The sequence below is a fragment of the Nostoc sp. genome, assembly GCF_036917135.1.
In the GTDB taxonomy this organism is placed as follows: domain Bacteria; phylum Cyanobacteriota; class Cyanobacteriia; order Cyanobacteriales; family Nostocaceae; genus Nostoc.
In genome coordinates this window covers 19371-31892 of the sequence record NZ_JBALEA010000011.1, presented here as the reverse complement: position 1 = coordinate 31892, position 12522 = coordinate 19371, and the positions used below count along the sequence as shown (strand labels likewise).

General features: G+C 41.7%; 9 protein-coding genes. 5 read left to right on the top strand and 4 right to left on the bottom strand.

What is annotated here, in order from left to right:
- Together V7K50_RS03615 and V7K50_RS03610 are read right to left on the bottom strand one after the other, a co-directional pair.
- Window positions 1–2008 (bottom strand): tetratricopeptide repeat protein (locus tag V7K50_RS03615; protein ID WP_334957355.1); only part of this gene is annotated, 2008 nt, incomplete at its 3' end.
- Window positions 2009–2135: 127 nt separating this feature from the next.
- Window positions 2136–2531, bottom strand: a complete 396-nt coding sequence (locus V7K50_RS03610; protein ID WP_334957353.1) for a hypothetical protein — start codon at window positions 2529–2531, stop codon at window positions 2136–2138.
- A 470-nt stretch (window positions 2532–3001) separates the two neighbouring features.
- On the opposite strand from V7K50_RS03610, the gene V7K50_RS03605 reads away from it, so the two are divergent.
- A complete protein-coding gene (locus V7K50_RS03605; RefSeq protein WP_334957351.1) occupies window positions 3002–3397 on the top strand; it encodes a hypothetical protein in 396 nt (131 codons plus the stop codon).
- 162 nt (window positions 3398–3559) lie between these two features.
- Here V7K50_RS03605 and ileS read toward each other — a convergent pair whose 3' ends face one another.
- Window positions 3560–6442: an isoleucine--tRNA ligase gene (gene ileS / locus V7K50_RS03600; protein ID WP_334957349.1), complete on the bottom strand. Its 2883-nt coding sequence runs from the start codon at window positions 6440–6442 to the stop codon at window positions 3560–3562.
- A gap of 485 nt (window positions 6443–6927) precedes the next feature.
- Between ileS and V7K50_RS03595 the strand changes: the two genes are divergently transcribed.
- On the top strand, window positions 6928–7296 hold the full coding sequence (locus V7K50_RS03595) for a Crp/Fnr family transcriptional regulator (RefSeq protein WP_334957347.1): 369 nt from the start codon (window positions 6928–6930) through the stop codon (window positions 7294–7296).
- A gap of 449 nt (window positions 7297–7745) precedes the next feature.
- On the top strand, window positions 7746–8630 hold the full coding sequence (locus tag V7K50_RS03590) for a fructosamine kinase family protein (RefSeq protein ID WP_334957345.1): 885 nt from the start codon (window positions 7746–7748) through the stop codon (window positions 8628–8630).
- 120 nt (window positions 8631–8750) lie between these two features.
- On the opposite strand, the gene V7K50_RS03585 is transcribed toward V7K50_RS03590, so the two are convergent.
- On the bottom strand, window positions 8751–9617 hold the full coding sequence (locus V7K50_RS03585; protein ID WP_334957343.1) for a WYL domain-containing protein: 867 nt from the start codon (window positions 9615–9617) through the stop codon (window positions 8751–8753).
- Between the two features lie 169 nt (window positions 9618–9786).
- Here V7K50_RS03585 and V7K50_RS03580 point away from each other — a divergent pair, with 169 nt between their 5' ends.
- Both V7K50_RS03580 and cas3 read left to right on the top strand, forming a co-directional pair.
- A complete protein-coding gene (locus V7K50_RS03580) occupies window positions 9787–10047 on the top strand; it encodes a DUF433 domain-containing protein (protein ID WP_334957341.1) in 261 nt (86 codons plus the stop codon).
- Complete coding sequence (cas3, locus tag V7K50_RS03575) at window positions 10044–12278, top strand: type I-D CRISPR-associated helicase Cas3' (RefSeq protein ID WP_334957339.1); 2235 nt, start codon at window positions 10044–10046, stop codon at window positions 12276–12278. Before V7K50_RS03580 ends, cas3 begins: the two co-directional genes overlap by 4 nt.
- Window positions 12279–12522 lie beyond the last annotated feature (244 nt).

Genomic DNA, 12522 nt, shown 5'->3' with positions numbered 1-12522 from the left:
TGGGATGGTCCCCAGCAAACAGGCGCTTTCTCATTGCCAGGGCTTCAATGTACAGAGGTTCGGCATCGCTGTACCGTCCTTGGCTATCGTAGAGGGAAGCTAAATTGTTCAAGCTAGTAGCTACATTGGGATGGTCCCCAGCAAACAGGCGCTTTCTCATTGCCAGGGCTTCAATGTACAGAGGTTCGGCATCGCTGTACCGTCCTTGGCTATCGTAGAGGTAAGCTAAATTGTTCAAGCTAGTAGCTACATCGGGATGCTCCCCAGTAAACAGGCGCTTTGTCATTGCCAGGGCTTCAATGTACAGAGGTTCGGCATCGCTGTACCGTCCTTGGCTATCGTAGAGGTAAGCTAAATTGTTCAAGCTACCAGCTACATCGGGATGGTCCCCAGCAAACAGGCGCTTTGTCATTGCCAGGGCTTCAATCAACAGAGGTTCGGCATCGCTGTACCGTCCTTGGCTATCGTAGAGGGAAGCTAAATTGTTCAAGCTACCAGCTACATCGGGATGGTCTCCACTAAATAAAGATTGGGAAACTTTTACACAATCTTCACGCCAAGGTTCTGCTAATTTATATAGTCCTTGTCCTTCGTAAAATCTTCCTACCCCTAAAAATACCCAAATTACTTCATCATTGGGAACTGATGCTAGAGAAATTATCTCTGCCTCTTTTGGTTCTTTTATCTCTGCAATTATACGTTTACCCAGGTCTTCCAGATGGGGAACGATATCTCTGATGCTTTCAATCTGCTCAGAAGTGGCAGAATCAGGAAGGATTTGAGCTTTGGTTATCATCGCAGTAGCGAAGGTTGTTTCCAAAACTGATTTCATCTCGCCAGCATCGGCTAACTGCCCTTGCAAAAACCACCGCACCAAGGCATGAATTTTATAACATCCTGTTCTTCCTTCTAAGAGTTGCAGCAAGTTGCACCCGTAGAGTTGGTTTTTAGCTGCGTTTAATTCATCTTCTGACCAAGTTAGCTGTTTTTGTTCCTGATTTTCTGTTTCCCCTCCACCTGTCGCTACCCAAAGAACTAAATCCCAAAGAATCTGTACGGGAGAAAATAAACTCAAAAATATTCCTAGTTGTTGCGCCAGTGGGTCGAGTTCTGACCAAGTTAAAGCAAAAGCGGCTTTGACTCCTAGTTGAGTTGAGTTGAGATTTTTCCGGTCTTGTAAAGCTGCTTCTGCTAATTTACGTTCTTGCAATCGCCCAAACATGATATTTAAAGATATGTCCGGGTCGCGTACTAAATAGCCTCCCACTAATTCTATGCCCAAGGGCAAATATTCTAGAAATTCACATATTGCTGTTGCGGCTTGTGGTTGATTTTCAACTCGCCTATCTGTTTTCCTCAGCAGTCGTTTTAATAGTTCTAAGGCTTTGCCTGGTTCTTTTTGGGGCGAGAGAACATCTAAGGCAATCTCTTGAATAAAATTTGCGTCTAAATTTCGCAGTCGAGTAGTAACTAAGACTCGAAAGCGGTTATCCTTCTTGGGTACGACTTCGCTAAGGTTAGCTAGGTCGGTTACGTCATCAAAGACGATTAAAATCGGCAAGGGAGAGTCGGGATATCTAGACCAACACCAGGCGACTTGTTGTTTAAGGCTTAAAAAGTTTCCTCCTAATTCTTGGGGAATCTCTAAACCAAACTGCAACCAGAAAAACTCTAAAACTTCGGCGGCGAGATTATTTTCTCTGTCGTTAAACCAAGCAATTCCCCCATAATCTTGTTCGTATCGTCTGGCGTATTGGGTGGCTAGTTCAGTTTTACCTACGCCACCCATTCCCGCTATTGCTACATAATTTCCTGGCTGCAAGTTTTCATGCACCATTGTCAGCTCGGTTTCTCGCCCGACAAAATTGACAGAACCGCGATAAGAAATAGATTTTCTGGGAGTTAGCTGTTTCTGCCCTTCAATAATTTGAGTCCCAATATTAACTTGAGAACCGAGGGCGGCGTAAACGCCAACTTTGTCAGCAAACTTGCCAGAGTCTTCAGGCATATATAGTAATTTACAGGAATAAATATACCGCCGTCGTTGGTTTCGACTTCGCTCAACCAACTGAAAGATCGAGAGTTGAGCGAAGTCGAAACTCGCCAACACAGGTATTTTCTTTCTCGGAAATCACCTAAAAAGACTGATTTTGAATATTACCTGTCCCACCTGGCATAACTACCTGACCAATTTTATCTGCCAATTTCTCTAAGTTAGGCATAGCCAGAATTTCTGCGAATTTAGGATTTGGTTCTGCTTTAGCTGCTTCTGCCAATTCCTGTACAGCTTGAGCCACTTCAGGATTAGTTTGAGCCGCAGATTGCACCTCTAATACAGCCTTGCCATAATCGAGTGGTTGGTCTGGGGCTTTCTCTATAGCTACTACAGTATGGGGAGACTGTTTTTTCAGGGTGACAAGAAACTTGCCAGTCTTATCCCATAAAGCTTCGCCTACCTTTTCACCCGTTTTTTCTAAGGCTTTGGTGGCTATTACAGAACCAATTGCGATCGCCGCAGTCTCAAGTATCATATACTGCCTTTGACTATGTGTTTGCTATCTAACTTATTAATACACGGACTTTGTTCTAAATTCCATAATTTTTAGCCCTGGCGATTACAAATCGCGGCTATGCAGCAATACGATTTGGCTAAGGTTTTTTGATGAAAACTCTAAATTACAAAGACGCGATAAATTGCGTCTGATGCCTTATCATCGTATCTCTTGGTGCAACGTTTTCATCAACAAAAGCAACTGTTTCATTAACAAAAGCAACTGTTTCATCAACAAAAGCGACTGTTTAATTAACAAAAGCGACTGTTTCATCAACAAAAGCAACTGTTTCATTAACAAAAGCAACTGTTTCATCAACAAAAGCATAATTTTTGTGATAAATACTGGTATTTTCGACATATTTAATACTGTTAAATGAGGATTTTACTGAACTGAGATAGAGCTTTACTAAGGCAAACTAGCTCTAAGGCAATAAAAAGGATACATTTATGACTGCTCAAAAACGTACATACCGCGTTTTAGAAAAAGCTGAATTAAGACTGGCAGGATTTAAAGCGATTGATCCGAGTATGGATTTTGGGGATATTCGCAACTTGCAAAACGTGACACAACTAATTGAGCAGTACCGTAGCAAGATAGATGCTTATAATACTGCTCTAGCCGTGATTAACTCTTCTAGAACTGAAATGGATGAATTAGACAAAAATTTAAATGACTTGGTTGAGAAAATGCTGATTGGAGTTGCTTTCAAATACGGCAAAGACAGCCGTGAATATGAAATGGCGGGTGCTGTTCGCAAAAGCGATCGCATCCGCAAAAGTCAGGCGACACGTTTGAAGAATTCAGAGCAAAAATCTAGTCAATATGCAAAAACCACTGAGTAATTTTGAATTTTATACCAATTTAAAAAAAGACATCTCCGACAATGAATATAGAGACGTAGCAATGCTACGTCTCTGGATAACGCATATTTAATTTAATTTCTGGAGATGTCTAATTTGGGCGGGCAAGATGCCCACCCCACAAGAGTTATGAGTTTTATTCTGTTAAAACTCTCCGGCTAAGGCTGCAACACAACGTTCGCAAATTAAGGGATGTTCTGCTGATTCTCCCACATGGGTAGAGTAGTTCCAACAGCGATCGCACTTTTCACCATCTGCTTTCACCACTCCAATTCCCCAGTCTTCCGTCTGCGCTGTGTATTCTAATCCTTGCAACCCTTGAGCAGAATCTAATAATTCCACTTGGGAAGTCAGCAATAAATACCGCAGTTCGTCAATACCGTTACCCTTAACTGGGTTAAAGGCTTTGATAGCATCGCCTAATTGTTTGTGAGGTATATAAATCAAAGCTTTCGCTTCCAGAGAAGAACCAATGAGTTTTTCTATCCTGGCTTGTTCTAACACCTTATTAACATCGGTGCGAAGTTGTCGCAGCGCTGACCAAAATTCCGCTAACTCTGGATTACGCCATTTTTCTTCTACTTGCACCCAACCGGCTTCAAACACTGATTTGTAAGGTGTTTTGTAAGGGAGATATTGCCAGATATCTTCGGCGGTGTGGGATAATACTGGTGCGATCGCTCGTGCTAAATTATCTAAGGCTATCTTCAGCACTGTTTGACAACTGCGACGGCGGAAAGCATCCTTTGCACTGATGTATAACCTATCTTTGGCAACATCTAAATAAAAGTTGGATAAATCCACCACGCAGAAATTCTGCACCGTTTGGAAAAAGCGGAAGAATTGGAAACTCTCAAAGGCTTCGGTTACTTCCTCAAATACCTCGCTGATGCGGTGCAGCATATAACGGTCAAGTTCGGGCAACTCCTCGAAGGGGACTGTATCTTTTTCTGGGTCAAAATCATCCAAGCTACCCAACAAAAACCGCGCCGTATTGCGAATTTTGCCTCTAACATCATTCATCTGCTTGATGATGTTTTTACCAATGCGGACATCGCCGGAGTAATCTACCGATGATACCCACAATCGCAATACATCTGCACCATAAGCCGGTTCTACTTTTTGATTTTTCCCGCCTTCAATGATTATATTTGGATCAACCACATTTCCTTCTGACTTACTCATCTTCCGCCCTTGTTCATCCAAAGCGAAGCCGTGAGTTAGCACAGTTTTGTAAGGTGCAACATCATTTACCGCTACACTGGTGAGCAAGCTTGACTGGAACCAACCACGATGTTGGTCGGAACCTTCCAAATATATATCAGCAGGGTATCGTAACTCTGGACGCTGTTGGACAACAGATGCCCAAGATGAGCCAGAATCAAACCATACATCCATTGTGTCTGTACCTCTGCGGTACGACTTACCATTATGACGATAAGATTCCGGTAATAGCTCTTCAACTGAAAGTTCCCACCAAGCATCAGAACCTTTTTCTGCAATAATTCCTTGGACGTGGTTGATAATTTCTTCATTCAGCAGTACTTCCCCGGTGGCTTCGTCGTAAAAAACGGGAATGGGTACACCCCAAGCGCGTTGACGAGAGATACACCAATCGGAACGTTCCGCCACCATTGGCGTGATCCGATTTTCACCTTGGGCTGGAATCCATTTTACCGTGGCGATCGCCTTTAACGCTTCTTCCCGAAATCCTTCCACCGAAGCAAACCATTGTTCAGTGGCGCGGAAAATCGTTGGCTTTTTCGTCCGCCAATCATAAGGGTACTTGTGGGGATATGCTTCTTCTTTCAACAAAGAACCAGCCGCATTTAAGGCATCAATTACCGCTTGATTCCCATCACCCAGCACATTCAACCCCTCAAACTCTCCCGCTTCTTCGGTAAAATTGCCATTGTCATCCACTGGCGCAAGGATAGGCAAACCGTAGCGCTGACCAACGATGTAGTCTTCTTGACCATGACCGGGGGCTGTATGTACCAACCCAGTACCCGATTCAGTCGTAATGTAATCACCGCCCACAACAATCGGACTTTCCCGGTTATATAGAGGATGACGGTAAGTAGTATGTTCTAAATCATTACCCTTAAAGGTGGTATGAAGAGTTAACTCAACTCCCAAGGTTGAAGATAAACGTTCGACTAAATCAGCTGCAACGATGAGGTATTTGAAATTACTCTGCGCCTTTGCTTCTGAAGGTGAAACTTCCACCACTGCATAATTCAAATCTGCATTCACCGCCACCGCCAAATTCGCTGGAATTGTCCAAGGTGTAGTTGTCCAGATAGCCACACCCAAATCTGACTGATATTCCGCCAACAGTGGTTTTACAGCTTCCGCCAAACCAGTGATTGGAAAAGCTGCATAGATACTGCGGGAAACGTGACCTTCAGGATATTCCAACTCAGCTTCCGCCAAAGCAGTTTTAGAACTGGGACTCCAGTGAACAGGTTTCAAACCACGATAAATGTAACCTTTTAAGAACATCTGACCAAACACGCCAATTTGAGCTGCTTCATAAGCCGGTTTCAGAGTTAGATAAGGGTTATCCCAATCACCCCAAATACCGTAGCGTTTAAAATTTTGACGCTGGTTATCTACAGTAACTAAAGCAAATTCTTTCGCTTTTTGCCGTAGTTGTAAAGGCGTTAAATTTTGCCGTTCTGCTGACTTCATGTTCTGCAAAACTTTTAACTCAATTGGTAATCCGTGACAATCCCAACCAGGAACGTAGCGAACTTTACGACCTTGTAGCAGTTGGTAGCGGTTAATAATATCTTTGAGAATTTTATTTAAAGCATGACCAATATGGAGTGAGCCATTAGCATAGGGAGGCCCATCGTGCAGTATAAATAATTCGCCGGGGTTATTTTCAAAGAGGCGATCGTAGATTTTATTTTCTTCCCAAAATTTCTGGATTTCCGGCTCACGCTTGATGGCGTTTGCCCGCATATCAAAGTTAGTCTTGGGTAGGTTGACAGTATCTTTGTAACTTCCTGATTCGGTCACAGTCTCATGCCTAAAATTAGGTGTGCAGGTTTTATTAATTATAGAAGATGACATGAAAACCAAAATTTGCTATTTTATTCTCCTTTCAATAAACCTCTCCTTTAGTTCAAGTCTTTCCCTCTCCGACTCGGAGAGGGACGGTTTTACTACGTAAAACCTTCTTAAACCTCATCTAAGTTGAGAACCGTAGTTTTTGCCCTCACCCTAAATCCCTCTCCCATGTCTGGGAGAGGGACTTTGAAATTCTGGCTTTCCTTCTCCCATATATGGGAGAAGGGGTTGGGGGATGAGGGCAAATCCTTTTCATCAGGGAAAAACTACAGGTTTCAAGATAGATATTGGTTTAGAAGTCTTTTTTGCTCTAGACAATCAGGAATTTTGCAGAGGTTGAGAGTTAATCAACAGAAAGTAGTACAATTTTCTGGGTTCGCCTATTGCCTATCCAAAAATTTCGTTTAAAAACAAAGAATTTTGGGGTTGCTCTAATGCTAAGTCCTGTGGTAACAATTAGTATCTTTCAAAAACAACCCGATCCTAAAGCATTTTCAGCAGGACAAGTCATCTTTGAAGAAGGACAGCCTGGTGATGAGATATATGGCATTCTCGAAGGAGAGGTAGATATATTAGTCAATGGCAAAATTATAGAAACCATTGAAACGGGCGAAGTTTTTGGTGCCGGGGTACTTGTAGGAGTAAAAAATAGAACTTACACAGCTATTGCCAAGGTGGATAGCAAACTGGTTTTCCTTGATGAGGAAAGGTTTTTCTTTGCCGTTCAGGAAACACCTATGTTTGCCTTAGAGGTGATGAAAAGTTACTCAGAACGTCTGAGTCGCTTGCAACATCTGGTCTAAGGTAATTCCAAAAAAAATTCTCTCTCCAATGTCTCGTTCCCAGTCTCTGACTGGGAATACCTAACGGGGGGCTGACACCTCAAAACTTGTGGCTCTGCCGCAATGAATAGCAGCACTTCAGAATCGTCAAGTCGATTAGTCCTGTGAAGTAAAACCCAACAATTAATATTATTTGTCACCAACAGATATTTGACGACACCATTAACTACAGGACGGCAATATGATAGACGCGATCGCTTACAGCAGATTTCAGGTAAATGAAGTACATATATAAAACCCGAAACCTTGTAGAGACGTAGCAGTGCTACGTCTCTACGTGTATTCGATTAGAGCGCAATCTGCTGTAACCCAAGTGATAACGAATAACGAAGAATGTCACGGGTACAATATTCTCGGACTTTAAATATACCCTTGATGCAATAGGCAATCTCCTACTCCCCAATTTAATCATGTGGACTCAAATCGACACCCATATTAGCCAGGTGACGGGCGAAAAATTTCAGAGTCAGCAACGGCGATCGGTTGGTGGCGGGTGCATCAACCAAGGTTATGCTGTCTCTAATGGTGAGAGAACCTACTTCGTCAAACAAAACCTTGCATCCCAAGTTGCGATGTTTGAAGCTGAGGCGTTGGGTTTAGAGGAAATGCTAGCAACAGGTAGTATTCGCATTCCCAAACCAATTTGCTGGGGTACTGCTGATAATTCTAGCTACATCGTTTTGGAATGGTTGGAACTTGGTAGCGGTAACAGCAACTCTTCTCTACGAGACGCTCCGCGATGGCAAGAAATGGGGCGCAAGTTAGCGGCGATGCATAAAGCTAGCAGCAGTCAAGGTTTTGGTTGGAAAATTAACAATACCATTGGTTCCACGCCGCAAATCAATACTTGGACAGCAGACTGGACGGAATTTTATATTAAACATCGCCTGGGTTATCAATTTCAGTTGGCAAGGCGACGGGGAGGTAATTTTCCTCAGCAAGACAAATTACTAGCAGCTATCCCTGAACTATTGGCGGATCATCAGGTGCAACCTTCCTTAGTACATGGCGACTTATGGGGCGGAAATGCTGGGTGTACTGTGTCGGGGGAACCAGTGATATTTGATCCAGCAACTTATTTTGCGGATAGAGAAGTTGATATCGCCATGACAGAATTATTTGGTGGTTTCCCCGCAGCTTTTTACAAAGGTTACAACGAGGTATTTCCGTTAGATGCAGGCTATGAGCAGAGAAAAACGCTCTATAACCTGTATCACATTTTGAATCACTTCAACTTATTTGGGGGTGGTTATGATTCCCAAGCCAACCGGATGATTGACCAGATTTTGCGGTGAATAAAACTTAGTAGGGTTGTGCATTAATTCGGAGAGTTTTTAAACGCAGAAGAACGCGGAGTCAGCGCAGAGTAGCGCTGAGTATTTCTGAAATTAATTTTGTTATGGCGACGGCACCAGTTAACTTCTGGTTTCGATATCGTATAACTGACAGAGGGTGAGGAGTTTTTGTTTAAGGCGATCGCGCAGATTCTCTGGTAATATCACTACACAATCTGGTGCATATTGCATAACTTCGCGGCTAAACCAAAATGTACTAGATACTCGCCTGACAACTCGCCGGACTCGCGCTTTATCTGGTAGCCACTCATTAATATTGTCTTCTGGTTTAGCTTGATAGGCAAAAGCCAAGCCAGCAAATAAATGCATTTCCACTTCTATTTCAGCCAAATTAGCTCGCCACTCACCAGAAATTGGCATAATAGCAGCTTCTGTAATCCTGTCTAATCGCAAACTCCAGTTGTGAACAAGTTCTGGGATATCAAAGTTTCCTTCTGTTTCTTCGCACCAGCAATCAAGATATTGCCGCTTTTCGTGGGGTGTAACTTTGGCGTAGCGAACGGTAAAATTAAGTACTTGTTGTCTCGCATCTTGATAAGAAAGCTGAAAGGGCTGTTCGCGTAAGATATAGCGGTCTATTTCTAAGCGCCAAGCTGGGGGCAAATTCTCTAAGAAACGTTCGATTTCGCCTCGCAACGGTAATGATAGTTCGCTGCGTTCGAGAAGTAAGTTTGCAATGATTTGGGCTTGTTCAATTTGCCCGATGTCTGTCAAAGCATTGATACAGCGATGTAATGCCCTGATTCGTGGTTCTTTCCAATCGTTATTGTTACCGATGAGTAACTGACGTTGAGCGATCGCTTTAATTAACTTAGAGATGTTAGGCTCTTCTCCCCACATCATACCGAATTCACGAGCGATCGCTTCTAGCTCGGCTTTATCACGTTCTGATATCGACAGTGTAATAGATTGACCTTTTCGACTCATTAAAAATGTCCGTATACTTTATACTTGTACTCTCTTGTCAACTTCTATTTTGCGTGCCAATATAGTTTTTAACAACCAGTTGCGGACACTATTTAAGTGTAAGTCCGAATATAGAATTAGGAGAAGAGGATTCATTGAGAAGAATTACGACAAATTTGGAGAAGTTTCAATGACTAAGAACGATTTACTATCTCGAATTTCCATTGATCTAAATATTTGTTTCGGTAAACCTTGTATTAAAGGTCATCGCATTTGGGTTAGTTTAATTCTCGACCTTCTTGCAAGTGGAGAAAAAATAGAGACAATTTTGCAAGAATATCCCGGTTTGGAACAAGAAGATATCCTAGCCTGTATTGCATACGTTGCGGAGATGACAAGAGATAGCTATGTAGAAATTCCTTTAGGATTGCAAAAGGAATCAAAAAAGTGAATACTAACGAACCATGCAAGATTACTCTCAAGCCTGTTTACTCGCAAACTGTGCCGACACCTGACGAGGTTAAATTACCTAAAGATTGGTTGCTTTCTTGGCATCAAGCAGAAACTTTGAAGGCGTTGCGTCGTCAAGATATTGATGTAGTATTCAACACTGCGATGACTGGTGATGGTAAAAGTCTCGCCGGATACCTGGATATTTTGCAAAGACACTCTCCAGTTTTAGGGCTATATCCCACAAACGAACTCGCTAGAGATCAAGAAAAGCAAATTAAAGGATACATTGAGCAATTTCAGCCTGAACATAAACCGCGCGTTAATAGATTAAGTGGACAAGAATTAGAAATTTATGCTGAAGAAGAAAATTTGAAAAAAGGCGCAGCCTTAGAAACTCGAACTGCACAATCGGATATTTTGCTTACCAACCCTGATATTTTTCACTATCTACATTATGGTGCATATTTATTGTTCAAAGATAATCCTGATAAACTTTGGAATCGAATTGATAAGAGGTTTAATCTCATTATTTTTGATGAGTTCCACGTATTTCAAGCACCACAAATCGCTAGTGTAATCAACACAATGCTATTGATTCGTCACACCAACAGCCGTAAAAAGTTTTTATTTATTTCTGCTACACCAAATCCGCAATTAATTGAGAGACTTAAATTAGTAGGTTTTCGCTGTCACCCCGTCAACCCAATAGAAGAAAAAGACCCCAAGTATCAATTTCCTGATACCATTGCTGAGTCTCAGCAGCTAGAAACCCAAGGTTGGCGAAAAGTTACGTGGGAAATATCATTGCAATTTATCGATTTAGAATCTACATCCAAAGCGTCTGAAACTTGGTTAAAAAATAATTCAGAATTGATTTTAAGTCATTTGCAAAAGCATCCAGGTAGCAAAGGTGCAATTATTCTTAACTCCATTGCTGCTGTGAAGCGGTTAACTGATTTTTTAAAAACTTTTCTCCAGCCGTATAATTTCACAGTTAAAGAAAATACTGGTTTATCTGGGAAAAAAACCAAAGAAGAATCCTCTGATGCTGATTTAGTTTTGGGAACTAGCACTATTGATGTGGGTGTTGATTTCAAAATCAATTTCTTGTTTTTTGAATCAGCAGATGCGGGTAATTTTATCCAGCGTTTAGGCAGACTGGGACGACATGATCGTTATGAACGTGACGGACAGCAGATTAATTTTACTAACTTTACTGCTTATGCACTTGTTCCTAAATTTTTGGTGAAAAAGCTTTTTGAAAAAGATGAGAAGGATGAAGCACCACCATTGAAGCCAGGCGAAGTTTATGAACGTCCATTTTTTCACGATCAAATTAGGGATAAATACCGCAAAATTAATGATTTTACAGGCTATTACTTTAAATGGGGTGTTGTTCAATCTATGCGACTGGTTCGACAGTTAGGACATCCTAATATTAAACAGCAATATGCAGCAGGTAGTCAGGAAGCACTAAAGAATGATTGTGAGATAGTTTTCAGCACTGATAAAAGAAAAGCCAGTCTTAAAGCAGCGTTTGTCCGTAGCAGAGAATGGGAAGAAAAATGGCACGAACTTTCACGAACAGATAAGGGAAATCCTATTTTAGAAGAGGCTGTGAGTTTTCGGGGTAAGAGTCCTTTACTGTGCGGAATTTATGATGATAAAGAGCAAAATGAGGCGGATAAATTCAAAACCTACGATTTACCTGGAATTCTCAGCAACTTGGAAATTGAACCGATGAAGGGGACAGAATTTGAAAGACTGCGACAAGCGATAGCAGAACGCACAGATACAACTATTCCCAAAGGCAGATTTAAAAACTGTTTAGGATTTATGAAATTACTTCGTTATCGAGAAGAAAGACTAGATTGGAAATTTACTTATCCTGGGGACTTGAAACCCTTTGCTGATACTTGGGATGTGCAGGTGTTGTTAGGTATTCAGGTTTGGCAACCTGCAAACTATTGGGTTAGTGAAATTAACAAGCAATTGAAGAAACAGGCATTAGTTAGTTATCTGCTGCCTTTTCCTTTAGAGATAGTACGTCCGCAAGGACGATTGCCAATGCACTTTCAGATTTACCCAATTAGTGACCGTGACCAATATAGTGTTTTAGATAATACACCACCATACTGCATTGCCTTCGGTCAGTCTGCACTATTGCTAGATACCTTGAGAGATTGGTTCAAGAGTAAAGGGGATGAAATATGGATAACGCCATGTTGAGATCCCTAATAGGGATTAAACTGCTTTTTTAGCAGTGTAGAGTCAGCATCAGTGAATGATGAATCTGTGTTTCAATCCCTGAGAAGGGATTATTTTAAGACCCTACAAGCCAAGGATAGCACGAAAGAGGCATTCACACAGTCTGGTTTATTAATGGTTACAGAATCATTATTCACAGATAAACTTTAATTAAGCATTTTTCAGCTAAAATCGCTTGTATAAATAAAAACCAGTATGTATGCTA

Bases quoted from the DNA above. Each gene is read 5' to 3' on its own strand.
- V7K50_RS03610 (WP_334957353.1), bottom strand. From the start codon at position 2,531: ATGATACTTGAGACTGCGGCGATCGCAATTGGTTCTGTAATAGCCACC.
- V7K50_RS03605 (WP_334957351.1), top strand. From the start codon at position 3,002: ATGACTGCTCAAAAACGTACATACCGCGTTTTAGAAAAAGCTGAATTA.
- V7K50_RS03595 (WP_334957347.1), top strand. From the start codon at position 6,928: ATGCTAAGTCCTGTGGTAACAATTAGTATCTTTCAAAAACAACCCGAT.
- V7K50_RS03590 (WP_334957345.1), top strand. From the start codon at position 7,746: ATGTGGACTCAAATCGACACCCATATTAGCCAGGTGACGGGCGAAAAA.
- V7K50_RS03585 (WP_334957343.1), bottom strand. From the start codon at position 9,617: ATGAGTCGAAAAGGTCAATCTATTACACTGTCGATATCAGAACGTGAT.
- V7K50_RS03580 (WP_334957341.1), top strand. From the start codon at position 9,787: ATGACTAAGAACGATTTACTATCTCGAATTTCCATTGATCTAAATATT.